Below are 25,360 nucleotides of genomic sequence, written 5' to 3'. Positions count from 1 at the left end.
GGGCCGGCCGCGCGGCGTCACTACACTGGTCGCGTGGCAGGCCGAATTCCCGATCGCGACATCACGGCGATCCGTGAGCAGACGAGGATCGAGGACATCGTCGGCGATTACGTCGCCCTGCGCCGTGCCGGTGCCGACAGCCTCAAGGGCCTGTGTCCGTTTCACGACGAGAAGTCGCCGTCGTTCCACGTCCGGCCCAACCACGGTCACTTCCACTGCTTCGGCTGCGGCGAGGGCGGTGACGTCTACAGCTTCCTGCAGAAGCAGGAGCACGTCAGTTTCGTGGAGGCGGTCGAGCAGCTCGCAGACCGCATCGGTTACCAGATCAACTACGAGGGCGGTGGCACCGCCATCAAGCGCGACCGCGGTACGCGCGCCCGCCTGGTGGCGGCCAACGCGGCCGCCGCGAAGTTCTACGCCGCCGCGCTGCAGTCACCGGAGGCGCAGCCGGCGCGCGATTACCTGAAGGAACGCGACTTCGACGCGGTGGCGGCCGTCCGATTCGGTTGCGGCTACGCTCCAGCCGGCTGGGACACGATGACCAAGGCCCTGCTGTCGCAGGGATTCGAGTTCAGCGAGCTCGAGGCGGCCGGTCTGTCGAAGCAGGGACGCAAGGGGCCGATCGACCGGTTCCACCGCCGTCTGCTGTGGCCGATCCGCAACCTGGCCGGCGACATCATCGGCTTCGGAGCCCGCAAACTGTTCGACGACGACAACCTCGGCAAGTACATGAACACGCCGGAGACCATGCTGTACAAGAAGTCTCAGGTGCTGTTCGGACTCGACCACGCGAAGAAGAGCATCGCCAAGGGACATCAGGTGGTGGTCGTCGAGGGCTACACCGACGTCATGGCGATGCACCTGGCCGGCGTCACCACTGCGGTCGCGTCGTGTGGCACGGCATTCGGTGAGGACCACCTGGCCCTCATACGGCGTCTGATGATGGACGACTCGTACTTCCGGGGCGAGGTCATCTACACCTTCGACGGCGACGACGCCGGTAAAGCGGCTGCCCTCAAGGCTTTCGAGGGAGAGCAGTCGATCTCGGGGCAGACGTTCGTGGCGATCGCACCCGATGGGATGGATCCCTGTGAACTGCGTCAGGAGAAGGGTGACGCCGCCGTCCGCGATCTGATCGCGCGACGGGTGCCGATGTTCGAGTTCGCGATCAAGGCGCTGCTCGCCGGACACGACCTCGACACGGCGGAGGGGCGTGTGCACGCCTTGCGCGACACCGTCCCGGTGGTCGCCCGGATCAAGGACATCGCTCTCCGCGACGAGTACGCGCGACAGCTCGCCGGCTGGGTCGGGTGGGAAGAGGTCTCCCAGGTTCTCGGGCGAGTGCGCGAGGAGGGTGCCAGAATCCGGAAGGCGCAGGGGGTCAGCACATCCGGAGGTCGGGGCAATGCGCGCGGCGCCCGAAACCGACCAGAGGCGGAGTCGGCGCCGACCTCGGCGCGGCCCCAGCCCAACGATCCGCGCCTGTGGCCGCAGCGAGAAGCGCTGAAGGCGGCGCTGCAGTATCCGGCGATCGCCGGCACGGTGTTCGACTCGCTGCCCGTCGAGTGCTTCAACGAACCGGCCTACGCGATCGTCCGCCAGGCGATGACCGGGCTCGGCGGGACGTCGGCCGGCATGGGTGGCGCGGCCTGGGTCGACGCCGTGCGCAATGCCGTCGACGACCCGATCATCGATCCGCTGGTGACCGAACTCGCCGTCGAATCGATGCCGGTCGACGAGGACAACATCGCCCGCTACATCTCGAGCGTGCTGGCCCGGCTGCAAGAGGTGTGGGTGGGCACGCAGATCGCCGACATCAAGTCGCGCCTGCGCCGGATGGCGCCCAGCGACGACCCAGACGGTTACAACGCGGTGTTCGGAGATCTGGTCGCCCTCGAGGCCTATCGTCGCAGCCTGCTGGAACAGGCCGTCGATCCCATCGTCGGCGCGGGCTGACGGGCTCACCGACGTCGAGAGCTGCGCGATCGATCCGCGCGTAAGCGCGAGACCGATGAGTTCCCGCCTCCGCGGAGGTCTGCACCGTGGACACCCCGACTCGACCGAACGAAGGCAGGAGTTCATGGCGACCACCATCTATTCGGCGACGGCATCTCTCGACGGATTCATCGCCGGGCCCGGCGGCGACATGTCCTGGCTGACGCCGTTCTTCGACGCCCCGACCGACGAACGGACCGAGGCCGCCGCCGATGCCGCCTCGCGGCTGATGCGGGGGACCGGCGCGCTACTGGTCGGCAACCGGTCGTTCGGCGGCGACGATCCCAACAAGGGCACCGACCGCGAAGGCGCGTTCGGCGGTGAATACGACGGGGACGCAGTCGTTCTCACCCACAACCCGCCTGCGGAGGCCGTCGCCGGCGTCACATTCGTCTCCGACCTCCACGCGGCGGTCGAGACCGCCGCGCAGATCGCGGGCGATGCCTACGTCACCGTCATCGGGGCCGATGTGGCGCGACAGATGATCGATCACGGGCTGCTCGACGAGGTCCTCGTGTTCTTCGTCCCGGTCTTCCTCGGTGCGGGCGTTCGACTGTTCGACCGGCCAGACGGCGGCGAGGTCCGGCTGACGCCGATCCCCGGCGAGACCGAGTACTGGTGTCGCGTCGAGCGATGAGCTCGCGCGGTGTCCGGGAACCGGAATCGAACCGTCGGTGCGGCTGATGAGTGGGGAGTGCGGGGCTCGAACCCGCGACCTACGGATTATGAGTCCGCGGCTCTAACCGACTGAGCTAACTCCCCGCGCAGATGTCGCTGCCTGCGGGAGGACAATACCGCACCTCGGAAGAACGACGACAGACGAGTGCGCGCAAAACGGTCGACTGTCGACGCCGCTACACTGGCCGCAAAATCGGGCACGAGTGTGGCGGGAAGTGGTACCAGATGACGGTCGAGGACGGGGTCGGTGGTGACCTGCCGGAGAGCCTGGTGGATGTCGCCGCGCGGCGGCTCCGTGACGCGATACTGAGCGGCGCACTCGAACCGGGCCAGAAGATCGTCGAAGAGACGCTGTGTGCAGATCTCGGTATCAGCCGGGCTCCCGTTCGCGAGGCGTTGCGCCTGTTGGCGCAGCAGGGGCTCGTCGAACATCAACCGCGGCGCGGGGTCCGGGTCGCCGAGTGGTCGCCGACGGACATCCTGCAGCTGTTCGAGATCCGCCAGGTGCTCGAACGCCATGCCGTGGAAACCGCGCTACCGCTGACCGATCCCGACCGGCAGCTGGAACCCGTGCGCGAGGCGATCGACGCGATGCGTCGCGCGGGTGACGATCTGGAACGCGACGATGCCCACCGTCGTTTCCACGCCGCAGTGGTCGCGCTGGCCGGGAACCGCCAACTCGACGTCACCCTCGCGCCGATCCTGCTGAAACTGCAACTGCCGATGGCGGTCAATCTGCGTTCCGAGACAGCTGACCATCACGGACCCGCGGACGGGTTCACCCGGCATCAGGCGATTCTCGATGCACTCGAACGCAATGACGCCGAAGCGGTCGTGGCCGCGCTCGGCGACCACGGGCATCTGCATTACCTGGGGCTGGTGTCCGCGAGTGCGGGCGAGTCCCCGGAGCACGTTCACGGGCACGCGCACACGCCCTGACCCGCCGACGGCATTGCCCTAACGCGATGCCCTAACACGATCGACACACAGCCGTTCCGCAAGCGCCATCATTCTGTCGACAATCGACGTTATGACGAAAGCTGCCGGTCCGACGACGGGGCCCACGGTCGCCGAGATACTCGACTCGCACCTCCACGGAAGCGGGTCGCCGACCCGCACCGCGCGAGCCGTCCTCGATGCGATCGAGGCGCGAGGTGACGACGGCACCTGGCTGTCCACGGTTCCTCGGGACGAGCTCATCGCCGCGGCTGCGGCTCTCGAGAACCGTTCCGACGCACGGGACCTACCGCTGTACGGCGTCCCGTTCGGGGTGAAGGACTCGATCGATGTCGCGGGGGTGCCCACGACGTTGTCGTGTCCCGCGTACGCGTACGTCCCCGAGACCACCGCCCCGGTGGTCCAACGACTCCTCGACGCCGGTGCGCTGTATGTCGGCAAGACCAATCTCGACCAGTTCGCCACCGGACTCAACGGGACGCGTACCCCCTACACCGTGCCGCGCGGGGTCTACGGCAACGAGATGATCTCCGGCGGTTCGAGTTCCGGCTCCGCGCTCGCGGTGGCACACGGGGACGTCCCGTTCGCCGTCGCCACCGACACCGCGGGATCCGGGCGTGTACCGGCGGCGCTCAACGGGATCATCGGATACAAGCCGTCCCGCGGACTGATCAGCACGACCGGCCTCGTGCCCGCCTGCAAGTCGCTGGACTGCATCACCGCGATGACCTCGACCATCGCCGACATGGACGTGATCATGAACGTGATGATCGGCCGCGACGACGCGGATGCCTGGTCGCGTGACAGGGGAGCCCGCCACTCCGGCGGCTCCCTCACCGTCGGCCTGCCCGCTCCGGACGAACTGGAGTTCTTCGGCGACGATGCCATGCGCGACGCCCACCTGTCGTTCCGGGCGCGGTTGGCGCATCTGGCGGTGCCCGGGGGTCTCGAGATCGTCGATGTCTCGCTGGCCCCGTTCCTCGCCGCGGGGGAACTGTTGTACTCGGGGCCCTGGGTCGCCGAGAGGCTCGTCGAATTCGCCGGCTTCCTGGCCGAACGGCCCGACGACATCCACCCGGTGGTCCGCGAGATACTGCGCGGCGGCGAGAAATACACCGCAGTGGACGCCTTCTCCGCACTGCAGCGGTTGCAGGAACTGCGCGCCGAGGTCGGCCGGGTGTGGCAGGAGATGGACGTCCTGGTGGTCCCCACCATCGGCCGCACCTTCACCGTCGACGAGGTGCTCGCCGAGCCGATCGCGACCAACACGATGCTCGGTCACTACACCCACTTCGGGAACCTGCTGGACCTCACCGGTGTCGCCATCCCGCAGGGTCTCACCTCCGACGGGCGGCCGCACAGCGCGATGCTCCTCGGCAATGCGCTGACCGACGACGCCGTGCTGCTTTTGGCGGCCGCACTCCTCGACGAGCCGCGCGCCCGACCGGCGGATGACACGCCGGCACGCGCCCCGATCACCTCCGCCGTTCCGACCCCCTGAAGTCCGACGACACCGTCCCCGAAGGAACCCCATGTCCGACACCGTCACACTCGACGCGCAGCCCGGCCCCATCGAACTCGACCTCGCGCACACCGCCCTGATCATCATCGACATGCAACGGGACTTCCTGCTGCCCGGTGGTTTCGGCGAGACGCTGGGCAACGACGTCAGTCAGTTGCAGCGTGTCGTCGCTCCGCTGGCAGGTCTGCTCGACGCCGCCCGCGCGGCCGGCATGCTCATCGTCCACACGCGAGAGGGGCACCTGCCCGATCTGTCGGACTGTCCGCCCGCCAAGCTCAACCGCGGGCTCCCGTCCAAGCGGATCGGTGATCCGGGAGCCTTCGGCCGCATCCTCATCCGGGGCGAATACGGCCACGACATCGTGGACGAACTCGCACCGCTCGACACCGAGGTCGTCATCGACAAGCCGGGCAAGGGCGCCTTCTATGCGACGGAGCTGGCGGCGATCCTGGCCGACAACGACATCACCCAGTTGCTCGTCACCGGTGTGACCACCGAGGTCTGCGTACACACGACAACGCGCGAAGCCAACGATCGAGGTTTCGAGTGCGTCGTCGTATCCGATTGTGTCGGTTCGTATTTCCCTGAGTTCCAGCGTGTCGGACTGGAGATGATCGCCGCGCAGGGCGGCATCTTCGGCTGGACCGCACCGAGCGAGGACGTCATCACCCTGCTGACGCCCGCCACCGCTGAGGACGTCGTCGGTTCGGCGTGAGCCGTCCGGGACCGACGACTCCGATCCCAGACCCCTTCTCGAGACACCGGCGTCTCGTACTCCCAACTCGACCACCCCGGAGGAAGTCATGAGCGCCACCACCGATCCAGCCCCTACGGCCGACCCGCCGTCACCCCCGCAGCAGTCCAAGGTCGCCTGGTGGACGCGCGGGGACACCAACGCGTTCTTCGGTCTCGGGTTCAACATCCTGGTCAACGTGCTGACGCTGACCGGACTGATGATCGGGGTGATCGGTCTCAGTGCGGAGAACGTCCTCGGTACCGTGCTGCCCGCCCTGGGGGTGGCTCTGATTCTGGGCAACCTGTACTACACCTTCCTGGCACGACGCCTCGCCGCGCGTGAGGGACGCGACGATGTGACCGCGCTGCCCTACGGTCCGAGCGTGCCGCACATGTTCATCGTGGTGTTCGTCGTGATGCTGCCGGTGTACCTGAACACCAACGACGCGATCCAGGCGTGGCAGGCCGGTCTGGCGTGGGCGTTCATGATCGGCGTCATCGTGATGATCGGCGCCTTCGTGGGTCCCTACGTCCGCAAGCTCACCCCGCGAGCGGCGATGCTGGGAACCCTGGCGGGCATCTCGATCACCTTCATCTCGATGCGGCCCGCCGCGCAGATGTGGGAGGCGGCGTGGATCGGCCTCCCAGTGCTGGCGATCATCCTCATCGGGTTCTTCACCGACGTGAAGCTGCCCGGCAACATCCCGGTCGGCCTGGCGGCGCTGCTCGTCGGCACGGCGATCGGCTGGGCCGGCGGGTACATGTCCGTGCCCGACCTGACCTCGGCGGTGGAGAACGTCGCGATCGGCATCCCGGATCAGCGTTTCGATCTGCTGTTCAACGGACTCGGTGATCTCGCACCCCTGCTGGGCACGGCCATACCGCTCGGTGTCTACAACTTCACCGAGGCGATGAGCAACGTGGAGAGCGCCGCGGCGGCGGGGGACAACTACAACCTGCGCAGCGTCCTGCTGGCCGACGGTGCCGGCGCGTGTATCGGTGCGGCTTTTGGGTCTCCGTTCCCGCCCGCGGTCTACATCGGACATCCCGGCTGGAAGGACGCGGGCGGGCGCGCGAGCTACTCCCTCGCGAGCGGTGTCGCCATCGGACTGTTGTGCTTCCTGGGCATGTTCGGAGTGCTCAACGCACTGTTGCCGGTCCCGGCGATCGTCCCGATCCTGCTGTTCATCGGCTTGCTCATCGGCGCTCAGGCCTTCCAGGCGGTGCCGCGCCTGCACGCGGTCGCGGTGGTGGCGGCACTGCTGCCGAACCTCGCCGAATGGGGTCGAGGGCTCATCGACAACGCGCTCGCGGCGGCCGGCACCACCGCCGACGAAGTGGGTATGGAGGCGCTCGGCGGCGCCGGGGTGATCTACGAGGGCCTCAAGACGCTGGGCGAGGGTGCGGTGCTCGTCGGCCTGGTCCTCGGCACCATCGTCACGTTCATCCTCGAGAAGAAATTCCACTACGCCGCGATCGCCGCATCGGTCGGTGCCGTCTTGTCGTTCATCGGCCTGATCCACGCGCCCGAGGTGTCGTGGGCGGCGGCCCCCGCGGTCGCGCTCGGCTACCTTCTCTTCGCGGCAGTGTGCATCGCGCACTGGTTCCTACCGGGGGCGCGCACGCCCGTGGTGGTCGACGAGTCGGACGTGGTCGCCGGTCACTGACCTCGATGACCAGGTGGTCGGGCCGGTGTGACACACCGGCCCGATCGCACCGATGTCTGCTGACCGCGCGTTTTGTTCTCCGGCGCGACCATGCGCTAGAGTCTGACCTCGGTTCTGGTGAAGCATCTGCGGGTGCCGAACCGAGCCGGCGCAATCCCCCATAGCTCAATTGGCAGAGCATTCGACTGTTAATCGAACGGTTACTGGTTCGAGTCCAGTTGGGGGAGCAGAACAACCCCCGTCACCTGTACCAGCAGGGGGCGGGGGTTTTCTCGACTCACGCCACCCACAGGAGACCCACGGGACACCCGGTCCCGGTCTCGTCGCGCTGCGGCGAGCCGCCGCTCGGACTCCGCATCGCCCGAAAATTCGTTGAACTGATGCGTTTGGCGGCGGAAGGGGAGGGTAGGCGACCTCCATGCACCCAGAATCATCGTCACGGTCTGTTCTCGTGATCGCCGATCCCGGTGCGACGGAGTCGATCGGCGAACACTTGTCCGAATCACTGTCAGCGGTCGAAGAGAGTACGGATCGTTGGCAGGTGTCCACCCGAAGTCATGCGTACCCGATCGACGAGCACACCGACTTCGCCGAAGTGGTCGACACTGTCGATCCCGAGTCGGCGACCGAAGACATCGTCATCTACCTCACCGACCTACCCCGTCGGCGGGGGACGGCCCCGATCATCGCCGAGATCGATCTGTCGAAACGCCTCGGAGTGATCTCGATACCCGGTATGGGTGCTGCCTTTGTCGATCGGCGTGCGAGGAACCTGGCTCGGATGATCGTGACCGAGGTGTCCCGCGGTCCGGCAGAACCCGGAGCGGAGAACGAGCGCTTTCAGCGGGTGCAAGATCACGACGTCGTCCAGTATGTCTCGCCGTCGAGGCTGTCACGCCTTCGGCTTCTCGCGGGCATGGTCTACGCCAATCGGCCCTGGCGAGTCGTCGCCGGAATGTCGAAGGTGATGATGGCGGCGTTTGCGACCGGAGCGGTGAGTCTGGCGTACGGGACCATGTGGCAGCTGTCGGACATGATGGGCCCGTGGCGGCTGGGGGTGGCCACCATTCTGTCGATAGCTGCGATGATCGCCTGGCTGATCGTCGAGCACGATCTATGGGAACGGCCGCCCTCGCGGGAGGAACGCGAGCGAGCGGTGCTCTACAACATGTCCACCATCGTCACGCTGACGATCGGGGTGATGGTCTTCTACGTGGTCGTGTTCGCTCTGCTGCTCCTGACAGCATGGTGGACGATACCGCCGGAGATGGTCGCGGACCAGATCGGTCACCCGGTGGGCGCCGCGTCCTTGGTGACGATGGCGTGGTTGGTGGCGTCGGTGGCGACACTGGGTGGCGCCCTGGGGTCCGGTATGGAGGATGACGACGCCGTGAGAGCGGCGACCTACGGAGCTCGGCAACGCCAGAGATTCGAGCGGGACGACCGTGGTGGTCGACGTTCGGGGAAGAGTCAGGGTCGGTGACGACAGCGGAAAGCCCTTCGGCTGCTTGAGCAGCTGAAGGGCTTTCCGCGTCGACGGCCCTATTCGCGGGGGTAATCCTCGGGGTCGGTCTCGACCTCGGTGGCCTGCTCGGCGGCGTCGGCGTCGTTGGCATCGAACGGCACGGTGGGCTCCGCCGCCTCGGCGGGGTCGGGGTCCGTCGGCTGGGCTTGCTCGATCGCGTCGGCCTCGTTTGCCTCGATCGGCAGGTCGGCTTCCGGTGACGTCATCGGGTTGATCCTCTCGTCGTCGAACTCCTACGTATCCACGTGTACCCGACGAGATGGAATTCAGTCTCCGCCGCTGTGTCGCCCGTCGTACTGCGCCTGCGCGTCCCGGACGACGGGCATGTTGTCCTGCACGAGTTCGATCAGTCCGCTCAACTGGTCGGCGACCTGGCGGCCCAGCGGGGTGAGGTGATACTCGACCTTCGGCGGGATGGCCTCGAGGACGGTGCGCACGATCATGCCGTCGCGCTCGAGGTTCTGCAGGGTCTGCGACAGCATGCGTTCACTCACGCCGTCGACGCGTCGTCGCAAGGCGCTGAACCGATAGTTGCTCTCTCCCAACGCCATCAGCACGAGGCTTCCCCAGCGACCGGTGACGGTCTGCAGCGTCGTCCGAGATGAGCAGTCTCGGGCGAAGACATTCGCTTCGAGGGACTCGTCGCTGGTCTCGGTCACGTCCTCAACGGTAGTCGAAGCGACGAGATATCGCTAACACTTAGTATTGCACTTACTAAAAGTTAGTGCATACTGGGGCGACCACCACCCAGAAAGAGGACACCATGACCACAGCAGTGACCGGCGCGACAGGACACCTCGGCGGACTCGTGATCGAGGAACTACTCGCGCGTGGCGTCGCGGCCACCGACGTCGTCGCGATCGTCCGGGACGAGTCGAAGGCGTCGAAGCTCGCGTCGCAGGGCGTCTCGGTCCGCGTCGCCGACTACGACGATCCGGAGTCGTTGCGGACCGCACTCGCCGGCGTCGACAAGCTGCTGCTCATCTCGGGCGCCGACATGGGCCGACGTGTCGCCCAGCACACCAACGTGATCGAGTCCGCGGAGGAGAACGGCGTCGCACTCATCGCCTACACCAGCCTGCTGCACGCGGACACGAGTGGTTTGAGCCTGGCCCCTGAGCATGTCGCCACCGAGGCCCGGCTGAGCAAGTCGCCGGTTTCCACCGTGATCCTGCGCAACGGCTGGTACTGGGAGAACTACCTGGCGGCCATCCCGCAGGCGGTATCGACCGGGACGCTCTTCGGGGCGGCCGGTGAGGGAAGGCTCGCGGCCGCTGCCCGTGCCGACTACGCGGCCGCGGCCGCGGCTGTCCTCACCGCCGATTCCGATCAGACCGGCAAGGTCTACGAGCTGGGTGGGGACGAACGGCTGACGTACGGAGAGTTCGCCAGCGCGATCGGTGAGGCGGCGGGTTCGACCGTCGAGTACCGCGACCTCTCGGAGTCCGATTACCGGGCGAGCCTGGTCGGCGCGGGCCTGCCCGAGCCGGTCGCCGCGATGCTGGCGAGCTCGGACGCGGGGATCAGTCGCGGCGAACTCGACACCACCTCCGGTGATCTCCGGTCGCTCATCGGCCGGTCGTCGACCCCCGTCGCCGACGTCATCGCCCAGGCGCTCGGCTGACGCTGCTTGGCTGTCGCCGCCTCCGGTCATCCATATCGGTCACCTCCGTCGTGGGTCCGCAGGCGGCGATCGCGGCGTGGATCATCCGGTCTGCGCCGCGGCGATGAGTTTTCCGGCGCCACCGGGTCCGTCCGCATATATTGCTCGTGCCGACAGACGACGGGAATGCCAAGCCATGCCGCAACTACTCAGAGTCCAGAACTTCTCCATCTCGCAGGACGGGATCGGGGCGGGGGAGAACCAGACGTTCGAGCGTCCCTTCGGTGACCGCGTCGAACCCTGGGAACTGATGTCATGGGCGGGTGCCACCGCCGGCTGGCCCAACCGGACCGACCCGGGTGGCACGCGGGGCCTCGACGACTACTTCACGCGCGACTTCTCCCACAACATCGGCGCGGAGATCATGGGCCGCAACAAGTTCGGCCATCAGCGCGGCCCGTGGACCGACCATGAGTGGCAGGGTTGGTGGGGCGACGAACCGCCCTTCCACACGCCCGTCTTCGTGCTGACGCACCACGTGCGACCGTCGTTCACGCTCGGCGACACCACTTTTCACTTTCTCGACGCGACACCCGCCGAGGCTGCCGAGCAGGCGAAGGCCGCGGCCGACGGCAAGGACGTACGCATCGGCGGCGGCGTGAGCACCGTGCGGGAATTCCTCGACGCCGGCCTCATCGACACCCTGCACATCGCCGTCGCGCCCGTCACGATCGGGGAGGGGCTGAAACTCTGGGAGTCGCCCGAGGAACTCGAGGACCGGTACCACCACGAGTCGGTCCCCAGCTCCAGCGGGGTCACTCATCACCTGTTCTGGCGTGAGTAGCGCCGGCCGGCCGGCCGCTACCCGGTTGCGTTTTGTCCCGGCATCGGTGGTTGCCACTCTGGATGTGAGTCACTCCTGATGGGGAGGAGCACACTGTGAGCATGTCACCGGGCTACACGGTCGAGGAGATCGAAGCTCTTGTGGAGGAGTACATGACTCTTCGACAGGGGCAGAAGGGGCCGTGGCTGAAAGCCAGGTCGATCAGTAAGTACCAGCTACACCGATGGCGCCAGGCCTATCTGGCCGGTGATCTGGCACGCGGGCTGGTGCCGCGTGACTCGGTGACCCGCCCGGACGCGATCCGACGGGCGATCGAAGCCGAGAAACAATTAGAAGCTCAACAGCGTGCTCATGCCGACGAACTCGAACGGTTACATCGGCAGATCGAGACCCTGCAAGGCGGTAATGCCGCGTTGGGAAAAGCTATCGGGCTCTTGCGCGAGTTGGACTCGCAAGAGCCCGGGACGACACCGGACGATCCCACCTGCGAGAAATAAGGTTCGGCCTGATCGCCGAACTCACAGCCTCGGGGTATTCCCAGCGGTCGGCGTTGACGATCGCTGGGGTATCGCGCGGATCGTTTCACTACCGTCGCCGGCCACGACCTGCGGTGTCACATCCGATCGCCCAACGAGACCGGGCCTATCCCAGCCGACTCAACTCCGCCGACGTCGCGACGATCAGCGAGTTGATCCGGGCCGGCTGGTCCCAGGGGCAGTCGGTGCTCGATACCTTCGCCCGCACCTGGGATTCGGGCCGGTACTTGGCGTCGCCGCGCACCTGGTATCGCATTGCCAACCGGATCGATCAGTCCACCCGCCCTGCCTCGCCACGCCTGCGCACACGTTCCCCACGGCAGGTGCCGGTCGTGGCGGCCACCGCCCCCGGACAGGTGTGGATGTGGGATATCACCGACCTCAACGGCACCTACGTCGGGCAGCGCTACAAGGCGTACTCGATCCAGGATCTGTACTCGCGCAAGATCATCGCGTCCTGCGTGGCACCTCGCGAGGACGAAGACATCACGGCGGGCTTGTTTGCTGCAGCATTCGACACCGATCAGGTTCCGCGCGTCATCCATTCCGACAACGGGTCGGTCATGCGGTCAGCGCGACTGGCCCAGCTGTGTGCGGCGATGAACGTGACCATGTCGTACAGCCGTCCACGAGTATCGAATGACAACCCGTACAAGGAATCCGAGTTCCGCACCATGAAACACCGGCCGTCATATCCGACCACTTTCGACGACATCCACAGCGCTCGGGACTGGGTCGAGTCCTACGTCGACTGGTTCAACCGCGAGCACCACCACCGTGGACTGGCCTTGTTCACTCCACAATCAGTCCACGACGGCAACTGGCGGAGGCACCACAGCGTGCGCACCTCAACACTCAACACCTACTACGCGCACAACCCCGACCGGTTCCGCCATCGTCGTCCCAGCGTGCACCGCCCGCGCAGCCGCGTCGGCATCAACCTGCACCACGAACACAACCAGATCGCACTAAACACAAACTAGTGACTCAACACAGGTTGACACCCACCGCATCCGGGACAAACCACAACCGGATGGCGGCGGCGGTGGAATGCGATCGCCGATCGGCGTAGTTGTAGGGACCATGACGGAACTCTCCAGCAAGGCCACGACTCTGCTCGACCTCCACCAGCCCGGAAATCCGGTCATCCTGCCCACGGTCTGGGATGCGTGGTCGGCGAATCTCGCGATCTCCGCGGGGTTCACCGCGCTCACGGTCGGGAGTCATCCGGTGTCGGACTCCATCGGCAAACCCGACAACGAGGGCATCACGTTCGATGAGCTGACCACCCGGATCCGGCAGATCACCGCCGCGGTCGACGTCCCGATCTCCGTCGACATCGAATCCGGCTACGGGGAAGACCCGAAGACACTCATCGACGGCTTGATCGCGGCCGGCGCGGTCGGCCTGAACATCGAGGACACCGTGCACAGCGAGGGCGGTCGCCTCCGCGAGGCGCAGGAGCACGCCGACTTCGTGGGCGCATTGCGGGCCGCGTCCGACGCCACCGACGTCCACGTGGTCATCGACGCGCGTACCGACCTCTTCGTGAAACAGGTCGGGGACGAATCCGATCGCGTCGACCGCGCCATCGAGCGACTGAAGCTGGCCGCCGAAGCCGGTGCGGATGTGTTGTACCCGGTCGGTTTCCACGACGACGCCACGCAGAAGCGGCTCACCGCGGAGCTGCCGTTGCCGGTCAACGCGATCGGGCATCCGACCAAGAACTCGAAGTCGGCCCTGGCCGAACTCGGCGTCGCCCGGGTCAGTTTCGGGCCGATCTTCCAGATGGTGCTCGCCGAGCGCGCCGCCGAGGTACTCGCACCCTGGAAGTAGCCAGAACATCCCGTCCGGGTCGAAAGAACCCGGACGGGATGTCGGTGGTGCGGTCTACCGTCGGCACATGGCACTCACGAAATCCGAACGAGAAGCGTTCCTGTCCGAACCCCACGTCGCGGCTTTGTCGGTGGAGGCCGAGCCCGGCCGGGCGCCACTGACCGTCCCGGTCTGGTACCAGTACGAGCCGGGTGGACGTCCCTGGCTGCTCACCGGGACCGAGTCGCGCAAACTGCAGCTCATCCGGGCAGCCGCGCGTTTCACGCTGATGGTCGACGAGGTGACGCCGCGGCTGATGTACGTGGCCGTGTCGGGGGATGCGGTCGACATGGTCGCCGGCACTCGCGCCGACCTCCAGGAGATGGCGGCGCATTACCTCCCGCCCCAGGCGGTGGACCCCTACGTGGAGATGGCCGAGAAGGACCACGGCCCGCAGACGAAACTGTTCCTCGAGCCGAAGCAATGGGTGTCTCTGGACCTCGGCAGCCTCTGATCGTCGGGCACTGATCCGGCAGCGAGACGAACCGGCCGGGAACGTCTCGCTACATTGAACGCATGCCGACGCCGCGTTCCACGTCCGACCAGCCCGACTCCGGGGGCACCGCACCCGGTGCCGAGTCCGATCAGTCCGTCGACCCCGGCTCGGCACCGGCGAATCCCCCCAGCGACGCCGCGGAGGTGAACCCTCTCCACGGCGCCGAGTTCCTGCAGGCCAACCGCAGCAACCGCGACAAGTACCGCGCCGAGGCCGAGGCCAAAGCGGAGAAGGCGGCTCGCAAGGCCGGTCGCAAGCGTGGCTCGGAGGGTTCCGGTCCCGCAACCCGTTCGGCGGCGACCGATTCCGCAGGCCCGGACCCCGCCGCGCCCACCGACGACCCGCCCACCGACGACCCGAAGTCCACCGACACCGATGCGGACCGCACGCCGCGCAAGATCGACCCCGCGGCGTCCGGTCGTCGTGGCTCTCGGTGGACCGGATGGACCTCGGCGGTCGGCGCCCGGCCCTGGGCCGTGATCGCGCTGATCGTGGCGGTCATCGCCCTCGCGGCGTCGACCGCGGTACTCGCGGTGGCCTATGTGGACGCCGACGAGCGGGCCGAGACGAGCGCGTCGGCCGGCGCCACGTCGTCGCTGCTCGAGACGGCGCGCCGGTACGCGGCCGAGATCTCCACCTACAACTCCGCCGATTACGCCGACCTCGACCGGCGCATCCGGGAGATCTCGACGCCCGCCTTCACCCAGACCTACATCGAATCCTCGCAGGACGCGAGACGCGGATCGACTGCGGCCGAATCGGTCTCGACCGCGAAGGCCGACAACGCCGGCATCATGTCCGTCGACGACGGCAAGGCCGTCGTGCTGGTGACGCTCGACCAGACGCTGAAATCGCCCCAGACCGCCCAGGAGTTTCCCGAGGGATTCCCGTACCAGTCGCGGGTCAAGGTCACTCTCGTCGAACAGGACGGCCGCTGGCTGATGGACGACTTCGCGGTGCTGTAGGGGCGTCAGTCGGCCACGTGTGGGCCGAGCAGTATCCGCATCGCGAGCGCTTCGATCCGCTCGGGTGAGGGCGGCGGGGACTGGCGCGACAGGTCGGTCACCACGTTGAGTGCCGCGTGCACGAGGAACCGGGCCTGTGAGAGCGACAGCTCCTCGCGGTCCCGGGTGAGCCACGTGGCGAACTCGTCAACGGTGATCCGTTGCTGATTGCGCAGTTCGGCGCGAGCCTCTGGTGTGGTGTGCCCGATCTCGGTCTCGTAGATCGAGATCAGATCCGTTGTGCTGGAGCTCAACCGGATGTAGGCGGCGAGTATCGCGACGATCGCCTCCCGGGGCGTCGTCGATGCGGCGAGGGCGTCGGCGATCGCAGACGTGACCCGATCGGTGGCGCGCCAGAACGATGCCTCGAGGATCGCGACCTTGCTCGGGAAGTGGCGGTACACGCCCGACGCGGGCAGGTCGGCCGCGTGTGCGATGTCCTCGATGGTGACGTCCCGGAACCCGCGGGCGGCGAAGAGTCCGATGGCCTCGGTCAGGATGACCTCACGTTTGGCGGCGGGGGCGAGTCCGGTGACTGTCGGTCGTTCGCGAGCGGTGGGGGCGGGTAACCCGACGTCGAGCAGGCCGATCGCGGCGCCGGACATCAGCGCCGTCGCCTCACGGGCGGGCAGCGCGGCGCGGTGCGTCGTGGGGCTGGCCGCGACGCTGATCATCGCCGCGGCGACGAGATTGGCGTCGGAGTCGTTCAGCGATGGCCGCAGTCGCCGGGCGGCCGCCCGCACGCGACGGTGCTGCTGCACGACGACGTCGCGGACGATCGCGACGTCGGCGGGCTCGAGGTACCGCGATTCCCAGCGATACAGCCCGCCGCGGCGCCGGTTGTCGAACGAGGTGGCGGTGATCGCCTCGAGGAGCGCGTGCAATTCCTCCGGGGACCCCTCGGGGACGGTGTCGAGTACGTCGCGCAGGCCGGTGGCGAGTTCGGCGGTGGTCTCGGCGAACAGTGCGTACTTGTTCGGGAAGTGCCGGTACAGGGCCGGCGCGGAGATGCCGACGGCCTCGGCGATGTCGTCGAGTCGTACCGCGTGATATCCGCCGTCGCTGAACGCCTTAGCCGCGGCGTCGACGATCATGCGTCGCCGGTCGGCGGGGCGACGACGCCGGACGCCCGGGTCCGGGCGTGACGTCTGCGGGCGGGCGGTCATGACGACACAGCCTAGCCGGAGACCACGTTCTCGTGACAGATTTCCGGACCAGACAGTAAAACCGCAGTAGAGGAGCACAAACTGATCTGATAAGTTAACGAGAATTCTCGTGATCTGCGTCGCATTGTGATAGTAGTCTAGGCGATGGCACAGATGCGGGGCACTGTGTCTATCGGAACCGGCATGAATGGGGAGTGGTAGTGAGCGACGAGATCACGCACGACGGAGTGGTGACGTCCGTCGACGATTCCGGGATCGGACGTCTGACGATTTCTCGACCGGAACGGATGAACGCCCTCGACGGCCGGGCCGAAAAGGCGATCGAGGAGACCTTGTCGGAGTGGTCGAAGCGGGATGACGTCCGCGTCGTCGTGATCGACGGCGCCGGTGGCAGTTTCAGTGCCGGTGCCGACGTCCGGGGGTTCGCCGAGCGGTCGACCGAAGGTGGCGCGTCCGGCTTCACCCGGGAACAGGCCCGGGCGATCATCTCCGGTGGCTCCGCCCTCGTACGTGCCGTGCGTTCGGTTCCGGTCCCGGTGATCGCCTCCGTCGATGGCGCGGCCGCCGGGATCGGTGCGTCACTCGCACTCGGCGCCGACCTCATCTACACGACGGCGCGGTCGTACTTCCTGCTCGCATTCGTCAACATCGGTCTGATGCCCGACGGCGCCGCGTCGATGTCGTTCGCCACGGCGGTCGGTCGCGTACGCGCCAACGAGCTGGCACTCCTCGGCGAGAAGCTGCGTGCCGCAGAAGCTCTCGAGGCCGGACTCGTCAACGGGGTCGTCGACGACCGTGCCGCGCTCGACGAGGTGGTCGGCACTGTGGCCCGAAAGCTGGCGGGCAAGAGTGCCGCTGCGCTCCGGCTCACGAAGGCCGCGCTCGACGCGCACACGATGTCCGGTTTCGACGCCGCCATCGAGCGAGAACTCGACGGCCAGACCGAACTGCTCCAGTCCCCGGAGTTCCAGGCGGCGATCAGTGCCTTCGCCGGCGCCTCCCGGTGATTTTCGCGCCACGCCGGAAGAACCACACACCACCCGTCCCGACCCCATCACCACCAGAGAAGACAACGAGGAGACCGATCGTATGACCGCGACCGTCGACACCTTCAGCGACCTGGCCACCGAGCCACTGCGTTCGCGCCGCAACCACTGGAACAACCAGATCCGCCGCCACGCCTTCATGACCCCGGACAAGCCGGCGCTGAAGTTCCTGGGCAACGTCACCACCTGGAAAGAACTCGACGAGCGCAGCCGGGCGTTTGCCGCCGCGCTGAGCCGACGCGGCGTGCAGTTCGGTGACCGGGTCCTGATCGTCCTGCTCAACCGCTCGGAGTACGTCGAAGCGGTTCTGGGCGCCAACCTGATCGGCGCCATCCCCGTGCCGGTGAACATCCGGATGAGCCCGGCCGAGGTCGCCTTCCTCGTCAACGACAGCGGTGCCAAGGTGATCGTCACCGAGACACTCCTCGCGCCGCTGGCCGACGCCGCGGGCGCCGCCACCGGCGCGATCGAGCACACCATCGTGGTCGGCGGATCGGACAAGGAGAATCACCTCGACTACGAGTCGCTGGTTGCCGAGGATTCGTCGGATCTCGAGGAGATCGACGTTCCCGAGGACACCGTCGCGCTGATCATGTACACCTCGGGCACGACCGGAAAGCCCAAGGGCGCCATGCTCACCCACACGAACATGCAGGCGCAGGCCGTCACCTGTCTGCAGGCTCTGCAGACCCGGTCCGATGACATCGGCTCCTGCGTCGCGCCGATGTTCCACATCGCCGGCCTCGGCGCGATGGCGCCTCTGTTCTACATGGGTGCGCTCTCGGTGATCCATCCGCTCGGTGCGTTCGACCCCGACGACATGCTCGACACGATCGAGAAGGAGGGCACCACCTCGATCTTCCTGGTGCCCGCGCAGTGGCAGGCCGTCTGCGCCGCGCAGCAGGCCAAGCCGCGCGACCTCAAGCTGCGGGTGATCAGCTGGGGCGCCGCCCCGGCGTCGGACACGGTCCTGAAGGCGATGAACGAGACCTTTCCGGAAGCGCTGAACGTCGCTGTCTTCGGGCAGAGCGAGATGTCTCCGATCACCTGTGTGCTCGAGGGCCGGGACGCGCTGCGCAAGATCGGCTCGATCGGCAAGGTCGTCCCCGCGGTCACCGCCCGCATCGTCGACCCCGAGGGGAACGACGTGGCGCAGGGTGAAGTCGGCGAGATCGTCTACCGGGGCCCGAACATGATGAAGGGGTACTGGCAGAACGAGCAGGGCACCGCCGACGCCTTCGCCGGCGGCTGGTTCCACTCCGGCGACCTGGTCCGCGCGGACGAGGAGGGCTTCCTCTACGTCGTCGACCGCGCCAAGGACATGATCATCTCCGGTGGTGAGAACATCTACTGCGCCGAGGTCGAGAACGTGCTCTTCGGTCATCCGAGCATCACCGAGGCGGCGATCATCGGTCGGGCGCACGAGAAGTGGGGCGAGGTGCCGGTGGCCGTGGTGGTGCTGGCCGACGGAGTCGACGACCTGACCCTCGCCGACCTCGAGCCGTACCTCAACGAGAACCTCGCCCGGTTCAAGCATCCGAAGGACATCGTCATCGTCGACGAACTGCCACGCAACGCCGGCGGCAAGGTCGTCAAGCCGACGCTGCGTCAGAGTTACGGCAGCAAGGACGCCGGCCTCTCCGACTGACGCCACCCTCCAGACCGACACCCTCCGACCTGGGCGCGAGCACGCGCGCCCAGGTCGTCGTGGTCTCGTCCGTCTCGATCGCACCGGGCGACTGCGCGGCCTGGAAACACGTACTAGAACACGTTCCAATTATGTGGTTGAGTGATGACTGTCACGTCATGGCGGCAACCGTCGGAGTGAGTAGATCCTCCCGGTGTGAGACGTCGCCGGGTTCGAACGGAGGAGTTCAGTGAAGACAAAGGGTGCACTGCTGCGGGAGCACAACAAGCCGTGGGCGATCGAGGACATCGAGATCGGCGATCCCAAGGCCCACGAGATCAAGATCAAGATGGAAGCCGCAGGCATGTGCCATTCCGATCATCATCTGATGACCGGTGGCATCCCGATGGCCGGGTTCCCGATCCTGGGCGGACACGAGGGTGCGGGAGTCGTCGCCGAGATCGGCGAGGGCGTCACCGACTTCGAGGTCGGCGACCACGTCGTGCTGTCGTTCATCCCATCGTGTGGCAAGTGTCCGTCGTGTCAGTCGGGGATGGCCAACCTGTGCGACTTCGGCGCCATGCTGCTGCAGGGTGAAGCCGTGTCGGACAACACCTTCCGCATCCAGACCGCATCCGGCGAGAACGTCTACCCGATGACGCTGCTGGGGACCTTCGCGCCGTACATGGTCGTGCACGAGGCGTCCGCGGTGAAGATCGACAAGGACATCCCGTTCGAGGTCGCCGCGCTGTGCGGTTGCGGCATCCCCACCGGTTACGGCTCCTCGACCCGGAGCGGCGACGTGCGCCCGGGCGAAGACGTCGCCATCGTCGGTGTCGGTGGCGTCGGTACCGCGGCACTGCAGGGCGCGGTGATCTCCGGTGCCCGCAACCTGTTCGCCATCGACCCGGTCGAGTGGAAGCGCGAGCAAGCGCTGAAGTTCGGGGCCACCGCGGCGTTCGCCTCGGTCGAAGAGGCTGCCATGGCGATCGCGGAGACCACGCACGGCGGCATGTGCCAGAAGGTGATCGTCACGGTCGGCGAGGTCCACGGCAAGGACGTCGACTTGTGGATGGGTATCACCGCCAAGGGCGGCACCTGTGTCCTGACCGGTATGGGCAACATGCTCGAGAGCGATGTGAACCTGAACCTCGCCATGCTGACCCTGCTGCAGAAGAACCTGCAGGGCTCCATCTTCGGCGGCGCCAACCCGAAGCTCGACATCCCGCAGCTGCTGTCGATGTACAAGATCGGCAAGCTCAACATCGCCGACATGATCACCCGCCAGTACCGGCTGGACCAGATCAACGAGGGTTACCAGGACATGTTGGACGGCAAGAACATCCGCGGTGTCATCCGCTACACCGAAGAGGACTGGTGAGCACCCGGGTAACGTGACCCGATGTGTCTGTCCTTGAATCTCTGACGGAATGGCCCGTCGACCACGCGTCGGCGGCGATCATCACCCGTGACGGGGTCGCCGACCAGTTCGGCGACCCCGCTCGCGTCTACGAACTCGCCTCGGTGACCAAGCCGCTGGTGGCCTACGCGGTTCTCGTGGCGGTCGAGGAAGGTGCCGTCGAACTCGACGACCCGGCGGGGCCGTCGGGATCGACTCTCGCTCACCTCCTCTCGCATGCGTCCGGACTGGCCTATGACACCCGCGAGGTCGAGGCGCCGCCGGGGGAGCAGCGGATCTATTCGAGTTCGGGCTTCGAGGTGGCCGCCGAGGCCGTGGCGGAAGCTACCGGTATCGAGTTCGGCCGCTACCTCTCCGAAGCCGTGTGCACGCCGCTGGGGTTGTCGTCGACGACCCTCTACGGGTCGGCCGGGCATGCGGCGCGCTCGAGTGCGGCGGATCTGGCGGTCTTCGCTCGAGAACTGATGAATCCGCGGCTGCTCGCGCCGGAGACGTTCGGAAAGCTGACGTCGGTCCAGTTCCCCGGTCTCGACGGATTCGTTCCGGGTTACGGCAAGCACCGCCCCAACGACTGGGGGATCGGCTTCGAGATCCGCTCGGAGAAGTCGCCGCATTGGACCGGGACACGGAATTCTCCGCGCACGTTCGGGCACTTCGGGCAGGCCGGGACGTTTCTCTGGGTGGACCCGGTTCTCGACGCCGCATGCGTCGTGCTGACCGACCGGCCGTTCGGACCATGGGCGAAGCCGCTGTGGAGCGAGTTCAACGATCGTGTTGTTGATGAACTCTCGTCACAGAACTGAATTTTTCTCGCACTAGAAACTGGCGCAACACGTGCCTCATGAGGCACACTTGATCTCACGAGTGTGATATCCGCTGTCGCGAGGTGTGTTGGGGAAGACGTTCCTCGTCGACAACGGAGGTGAACAAGGTGCGCAATCTGAACCAGTTTGCGGACATGACAACAGGAGTGGTGTACATCCACTCGGCGCCGGTGGCGCTGTGCCCGCATGTGGAGTGGGCTCTGTCGTCGACCCTGAATGCGCGCGCCAACCTGAAATGGTCGGCACAGGATGCCGAGCCGGGCATGCAGCGTGCCACTGTCGACTGGGCAGGGCCGGTCGGCACTGCCGCACGTCTGGTGACGGCTCTACGTGAGTGGTCGGCGCTTCGCTTCGAGGTGACCGAGAATCCGAGCGAGGGCGTCGACGGCGAGCGGTTCTGCTACGTCCCGGGACTGGGCCTGTGGCGCGGCTCCACGAGCGCCAACGGTGACGTCATCATCGGCGAGAACCAGTTGCGCTCGATGATCGAATCGCAACCCGACAGCGCCGGCCTCGCCGGTGAACTCGAAGGCGCACTCGGTACCGCGTGGGACAACGCGCTCGAGCAGTACCGCATGGGCGGCGCCGGCGCCGAGGTCACCTGGTTGCAGCAGCGGGTGGGCTAGCGCAGACGAGAAGTGCCCCGGTCCTCGAAGGACCGGGGCACTTGTCGTTGGTGCGACGCGTCAGAGCGGGATGTTCTTGTGGCGTCCGCGGCGTGCGGGTGCTGCCGCAAGCGCTTCGGCGATGATGCTGCGCGTGTGCGCCGGGTCGATGATCTCGTCGACCACCCCGATGGACTGAGCGCGGCCGACACCGCCGGCGATGGCCTCGTGCTCGGCGGCCAGGCGGTCGTGCAGAGCCTCTCGCTCATCGTCGGGTGCGGCGGCGAGGGCCTTCTTGTGGAGGATGCCCACCGCGGCCTTGGCGCCCATCACGGCGACCTCCGAACCCGGCCAGGCGAAGACCGCGGTGGCGCCGAGCGCTCGCGAGTTCATCGCGATGTAGGCGCCGCCGTAGATCTTTCGGGTCACCAGCGTGACGCGGGGGACCGAGGCCTCGGCGAACGCATGCAGCAGCTTCGCGCCGCGCCGGACGACGCCGTTCCACTCCTGGCCGACGCCGGGAAGGTAGCCCGGTACATCGGTGATGACGATGAGCGGGATTCCGAAGGCGTCACAGAGGCGGACGAAGCGCGATGCCTTCTCCGCACTCTCGGAGTTGAGGCAACCGCCCATCCGCAGCGGGTTGTTCGCGATGACACCGACGCTGCGTCCGGACAACCGGCCGAAGCCGACGACGATGTTCGGCGCCCACTTCGCCTGCAGCTCTTCGAAACTCGAGATCTCCGTCTCGCCGTCGGCGGCCACACCGGAGTCGAGCAGCTGCTCGACGACGGGGTGGACGTCGTAGGCGCGACGATTCGACTCGGGCAGCAGGGCCTTGAGGTCGGTGTCGCCGGCCCGGGCGTGATCGCGGTCGAAGTGTCCCTGCTGGGTGAACGTCGACACGAGACGCCGCGCCCGCCACAGCGCATCGGGCTCGGAGTCGGCGACGATGTGGCAGACGCCGGACTTCTTGCCGTGTGTGGTCGGGCCACCCAGCGACTCCATGTCGACTTCTTCGCCGGTGACGCTCTTGACGACATCCGGCCCGGTCACGAAGACCCGGCCGGCCGGCGCCATGATCACGACGTCGGTCAGCGCCGGGCCGTAGGCCGCGCCGCCGGCCGCGAACCCGACGACGACCGAGATCTGCGGGATGTAGCCGGAGGCGCGCACCATCGCCTCGAAGACCTGGCCGACTGCGTGCAACGCCTCGACACCCTCGGCGAGGCGAGCGCCACCCGAGTGCCAGATGCCGATGACCGGCGCCTGCTCGGTGATGGCGGTGTCGATGGCGTTGACGATGTGCGCACACCCCACGACACCCATGGCGCCACCCATCACGGTGCCGTCGGTGCAGTAGGAGACCGTCCGGACCCCGTGGACCAGACCGACGGCGGCCTGGACGCCCGACTTGTCGCGTGGGTGGAGCAGCGACATCGTGCCTTCGTCGAAGAAGTTGGTGAGCCGCAACAGGGGGTCGCGGGGATCGGCGGCTTCTTCGCGGCCGGCAACGGGAGCCAAGGTCGTCATCGATGTCTCCTGGGTGTCGGGGGTGTGGCGGGAGTGCTCAGTAGCGACCGAAGGCGAGCGCCACGTTGTGCCCACCGAAACCGAACGAGTTGTTGATCGCGTACTCGATCTGCCCGTAGCGGGGCTCACCGTGCACGACGTCGATGTCGCATTCCGGGTCCAGATTCTCGAGGTTAAGAGTCGGCGGGATGACGCCTTCCTCGACACTCTTGATGGTCAGGACCGACTCAAGCGCCCCGACGGCACCGATGGAGTGTCCGAGCGCGGACTTCGGTGCGTACACCGCCGCGTGCTGGCCGATGGCGGCGAGAATGCCCGCGGCCTCGGCGGTGTCGCCGATGGGGGTCGACGTGGCGTGCGCGTTGATGTGGGTGATGTCGGAGCGCTGCAGACCGGCGGTCTGCAGGGCCCGGGTCATCGCCCGTGCATTGCCCTGTCCACTGGGGTCGGGGGCGACGAGGTGGAATCCGTCGGAGGTGATGCCGGAGCCGAGGAGGCGGGCGTGGATGTGCGCGCCGCGTGCCCGTGCATGATCCTCACGCTCGAGGATCAGCATCGCCGAGCCCTCGCCGAAGACGAACCCGTCGCGGTCCTTGTCGAACGGCCGTGAGGCGGCCGCGGGATCGTCGTTGCGCGTGCTCATCGCACGCATCATCGAGAAGGCGGCGATCGGCACCGCGTCGATGTGACCCTCGACGCCGCCGGTGACGACCATGTCGGCGTCACCCATGACGATGTGGCGCCAGGCGTGTGCGATGGCCTCGGCGCCCGATGAACAGGCCGAGACCGGGGTGATCACGCCGGCGCGGGCGCCGACGTTGAGTCCCGCGACGGCCGCCGGTCCGTTCGGCATCGCCATCGAGACGGCGAGCGGGGACACCTTGCGGTAGTTCCCGGTGGTCTCCATGGCCTGGACCGCGTCGACCATCGCGTCGGCGCCGCCCTGACCGGTACCGATCACGACGGCGAGGCGATCCTTGTCGACGTCGGGTTCGCCGGCCTGGGCCCAGAGGCGCTTGCTCATGACGTGCGCGATGCGCTCGACGTAGGCCATCCGCCGGGACTCGACGCGCGTGACCTCCTCGGCGGGATCCTGGAGGAGACGACCACCGATGCGCACCGGGAGGTTGTACTTGGTGATGAAGTCGTCGGTCAGCTCACGGATTCCCGATTCGCCGGCCAGCAGGTTCTTCCAGGTCGAGTCGAGGTCCCCGCCCAGCGAGGTGGTGGCCACCATGGAGGTGACCACCACACTCGGGAAGTTCCCACCCAGCGTGGAGTACTCGCGGAGGGAAGAGGGAGTCATCAGTTCTCGTCTGCCTCGACCTGCGCCTTGATGGCTGCAGCGGCCTCGGGGTTCTCGTTCTCGAGCTTCTGGATGTAGGCGACGGCGTCGCCGACGGTGCGGAGGCCGGCGAGATCCTCGTCCGGGATCTTCACGCCGTACTTGTCCTCGGTCTGGACCGCGATCTCGACCATGGACAGCGAATCGATGTCGAGGTCGTCGACGAACGACTTCTCGAGGGTCACCTCGGACGGCTCGATGCCGGTGACTTCTTCGATGATCTCCGCGATGCCGGCAATGAGTTGTTCCTGGGTGGCAGCCACTGTGGCGTTCCCTTTCCTTAGCTTCGTTGACTTGATGGTTCCGGAGCGCATGACGGACAGGAGAGTCCGCGCGCTTGGACACGCCGGCTCTAAC

At 66.9% G+C, this 25,360-nt stretch carries 25 protein-coding genes and 2 tRNA genes; 20 read left to right on the top strand and 7 right to left on the bottom strand.

Translation table 11 applies throughout. The annotated features are described in order from the left end of the window. Positions 1–33 precede the first annotated feature (33 nt). Entirely contained in the window at positions 34–1,956 is a 1,923-nt protein-coding gene (gene dnaG, locus KTR9_RS17005) for a DNA primase (protein WP_044506955.1), read from the top strand. 124 nt (positions 1,957–2,080) lie between these two features. Then, positions 2,081–2,632 (top strand): dihydrofolate reductase family protein, encoded by a 552-nt coding sequence (locus KTR9_RS17000; protein ID WP_014927398.1) that lies wholly within the window; start codon positions 2,081–2,083, stop codon positions 2,630–2,632. Positions 2,633–2,683: 51 nt separating this feature from the next. On the opposite strand, the gene KTR9_RS16995 is transcribed toward KTR9_RS17000, so the two are convergent. After that, positions 2,684–2,757: transfer RNA gene (locus KTR9_RS16995), tRNA-Ile, on the bottom strand. Positions 2,758–2,898: 141 nt separating this feature from the next. On the opposite strand from KTR9_RS16995, the gene KTR9_RS16990 reads away from it, so the two are divergent. The 6 genes from KTR9_RS16990 to KTR9_RS16965 all read left to right on the top strand — a co-directional run bounded on the left by KTR9_RS16990 (position 2,899) and on the right by KTR9_RS16965 (position 9,037). After that, complete coding sequence (locus KTR9_RS16990; protein WP_014927397.1) at positions 2,899–3,612, top strand: GntR family transcriptional regulator; 714 nt, start codon at positions 2,899–2,901, stop codon at positions 3,610–3,612. Positions 3,613–3,703: 91 nt separating this feature from the next. Further along, entirely contained in the window at positions 3,704–5,131 is a 1,428-nt protein-coding gene (locus tag KTR9_RS16985; RefSeq protein ID WP_014927396.1) for an allophanate hydrolase, read from the top strand. A 31-nt stretch (positions 5,132–5,162) separates the two neighbouring features. Continuing rightward, positions 5,163–5,867 carry a cysteine hydrolase family protein gene (locus KTR9_RS16980; RefSeq protein ID WP_014927395.1) on the top strand — a complete coding sequence of 235 codons (705 nt, stop codon included), beginning with the start codon at positions 5,163–5,165 and terminating at the stop codon, positions 5,865–5,867. Between the two features lie 88 nt (positions 5,868–5,955). Continuing rightward, the gene (locus tag KTR9_RS16975) at positions 5,956–7,554 is read left to right on the top strand and encodes a permease (protein ID WP_010841207.1); all 1,599 of its coding nucleotides are present in this window, start codon (positions 5,956–5,958) and stop codon (positions 7,552–7,554) included. 154 nt (positions 7,555–7,708) lie between these two features. Further along, positions 7,709–7,781: transfer RNA gene (locus tag KTR9_RS16970), tRNA-Asn, on the top strand. Positions 7,782–7,972: 191 nt separating this feature from the next. After that, positions 7,973–9,037, top strand: a complete 1,065-nt coding sequence (locus KTR9_RS16965; RefSeq protein WP_014927394.1) for a hypothetical protein — start codon at positions 7,973–7,975, stop codon at positions 9,035–9,037. 59 nt (positions 9,038–9,096) lie between these two features. Here the strand turns inward: KTR9_RS16965 and KTR9_RS16960 are convergent, their stop codons facing one another. Together KTR9_RS16960 and KTR9_RS16955 are read right to left on the bottom strand one after the other, a co-directional pair. Then, complete coding sequence (locus KTR9_RS16960; protein ID WP_010841205.1) at positions 9,097–9,285, bottom strand: hypothetical protein; 189 nt, start codon at positions 9,283–9,285, stop codon at positions 9,097–9,099. A gap of 60 nt (positions 9,286–9,345) precedes the next feature. After that, positions 9,346–9,738, bottom strand: a complete 393-nt coding sequence (locus tag KTR9_RS16955; RefSeq protein ID WP_010841204.1) for a winged helix-turn-helix transcriptional regulator — start codon at positions 9,736–9,738, stop codon at positions 9,346–9,348. Positions 9,739–9,842: 104 nt separating this feature from the next. Between KTR9_RS16955 and KTR9_RS16950 the strand changes: the two genes are divergently transcribed. The 7 genes from KTR9_RS16950 to KTR9_RS16920 all read left to right on the top strand — a co-directional run bounded on the left by KTR9_RS16950 (position 9,843) and on the right by KTR9_RS16920 (position 15,398). Continuing rightward, positions 9,843–10,703 carry an SDR family oxidoreductase gene (locus KTR9_RS16950; protein ID WP_014927393.1) on the top strand — a complete coding sequence of 287 codons (861 nt, stop codon included), beginning with the start codon at positions 9,843–9,845 and terminating at the stop codon, positions 10,701–10,703. A gap of 175 nt (positions 10,704–10,878) precedes the next feature. Continuing rightward, a complete protein-coding gene (locus KTR9_RS16945) occupies positions 10,879–11,526 on the top strand; it encodes a dihydrofolate reductase family protein (protein WP_014927392.1) in 648 nt (215 codons plus the stop codon). Positions 11,527–11,627: 101 nt separating this feature from the next. Next, complete coding sequence (locus KTR9_RS16940; RefSeq protein ID WP_044508033.1) at positions 11,628–12,023, top strand: hypothetical protein; 396 nt, start codon at positions 11,628–11,630, stop codon at positions 12,021–12,023. Between the two features lie 113 nt (positions 12,024–12,136). After that, a complete protein-coding gene (locus KTR9_RS16935; RefSeq protein WP_148281207.1) occupies positions 12,137–13,045 on the top strand; it encodes a DDE-type integrase/transposase/recombinase in 909 nt (302 codons plus the stop codon). A gap of 100 nt (positions 13,046–13,145) precedes the next feature. Beyond that, entirely contained in the window at positions 13,146–13,898 is a 753-nt protein-coding gene (locus tag KTR9_RS16930) for an isocitrate lyase/PEP mutase family protein (protein WP_014927389.1), read from the top strand. Between the two features lie 67 nt (positions 13,899–13,965). After that, positions 13,966–14,391, top strand: a complete 426-nt coding sequence (locus KTR9_RS16925) for a pyridoxamine 5'-phosphate oxidase family protein (protein ID WP_044506952.1) — start codon at positions 13,966–13,968, stop codon at positions 14,389–14,391. A gap of 62 nt (positions 14,392–14,453) precedes the next feature. Then, on the top strand, positions 14,454–15,398 hold the full coding sequence (locus KTR9_RS16920; protein ID WP_014927386.1) for a hypothetical protein: 945 nt from the start codon (positions 14,454–14,456) through the stop codon (positions 15,396–15,398). Between the two features lie 5 nt (positions 15,399–15,403). Here KTR9_RS16920 and KTR9_RS16915 read toward each other — a convergent pair whose 3' ends face one another. Beyond that, positions 15,404–16,603 (bottom strand): TetR/AcrR family transcriptional regulator, encoded by a 1,200-nt coding sequence (locus KTR9_RS16915; RefSeq protein ID WP_044506950.1) that lies wholly within the window; start codon positions 16,601–16,603, stop codon positions 15,404–15,406. A gap of 200 nt (positions 16,604–16,803) precedes the next feature. Between KTR9_RS16915 and KTR9_RS16910 the strand changes: the two genes are divergently transcribed. From KTR9_RS16910 to KTR9_RS16890, 5 genes are all read left to right on the top strand, one after another. Then, positions 16,804–17,610, top strand: coding sequence for an enoyl-CoA hydratase-related protein (locus KTR9_RS16910; RefSeq protein ID WP_010841197.1), 807 nt, complete (start codon positions 16,804–16,806; stop codon positions 17,608–17,610). Between the two features lie 82 nt (positions 17,611–17,692). Then, positions 17,693–19,297, top strand: coding sequence for a fatty-acid--CoA ligase FadD5 (fadD5, locus tag KTR9_RS16905; RefSeq protein WP_014927383.1), 1,605 nt, complete (start codon positions 17,693–17,695; stop codon positions 19,295–19,297). 229 nt (positions 19,298–19,526) lie between these two features. Beyond that, the gene (locus KTR9_RS16900) at positions 19,527–20,657 is read left to right on the top strand and encodes an NDMA-dependent alcohol dehydrogenase (protein ID WP_010841195.1); all 1,131 of its coding nucleotides are present in this window, start codon (positions 19,527–19,529) and stop codon (positions 20,655–20,657) included. Between the two features lie 23 nt (positions 20,658–20,680). Next, positions 20,681–21,499 (top strand): serine hydrolase domain-containing protein, encoded by an 819-nt coding sequence (locus KTR9_RS16895; protein ID WP_014927382.1) that lies wholly within the window; start codon positions 20,681–20,683, stop codon positions 21,497–21,499. Between the two features lie 128 nt (positions 21,500–21,627). Then, positions 21,628–22,146 carry a DUF3145 domain-containing protein gene (locus KTR9_RS16890; RefSeq protein ID WP_010841193.1) on the top strand — a complete coding sequence of 173 codons (519 nt, stop codon included), beginning with the start codon at positions 21,628–21,630 and terminating at the stop codon, positions 22,144–22,146. Positions 22,147–22,206: 60 nt separating this feature from the next. Here KTR9_RS16890 and KTR9_RS16885 read toward each other — a convergent pair whose 3' ends face one another. Genes KTR9_RS16885 through acpM form a run of 3 tightly spaced genes read right to left on the bottom strand, consistent with a single transcriptional unit; the run spans position 22,207 to position 25,266 of the window. Continuing rightward, the gene (locus KTR9_RS16885) at positions 22,207–23,658 is read right to left on the bottom strand and encodes an acyl-CoA carboxylase subunit beta (RefSeq protein WP_010841192.1); all 1,452 of its coding nucleotides are present in this window, start codon (positions 23,656–23,658) and stop codon (positions 22,207–22,209) included. A gap of 37 nt (positions 23,659–23,695) precedes the next feature. After that, entirely contained in the window at positions 23,696–24,964 is a 1,269-nt protein-coding gene (locus tag KTR9_RS16880; RefSeq protein WP_010841191.1) for a KasA/KasB family beta-ketoacyl-ACP synthase, read from the bottom strand. Continuing rightward, positions 24,964–25,266, bottom strand: coding sequence for a meromycolate extension acyl carrier protein AcpM (acpM, locus tag KTR9_RS16875; protein ID WP_010841190.1), 303 nt, complete (start codon positions 25,264–25,266; stop codon positions 24,964–24,966). Before acpM ends, KTR9_RS16880 begins: the two co-directional genes overlap by 1 nt. Between the last annotated feature and the right edge of the window lie 94 nt (positions 25,267–25,360).

The sequence above is a fragment of the Gordonia sp. KTR9 genome (assembly GCF_000143885.2).
GTDB lineage: Bacteria > Actinomycetota > Actinomycetes > Mycobacteriales > Mycobacteriaceae > Gordonia.
The sequence above is the reverse complement of the archived record's forward strand: the minus strand, read 5'-3'. Positions and strand labels throughout refer to the sequence as shown.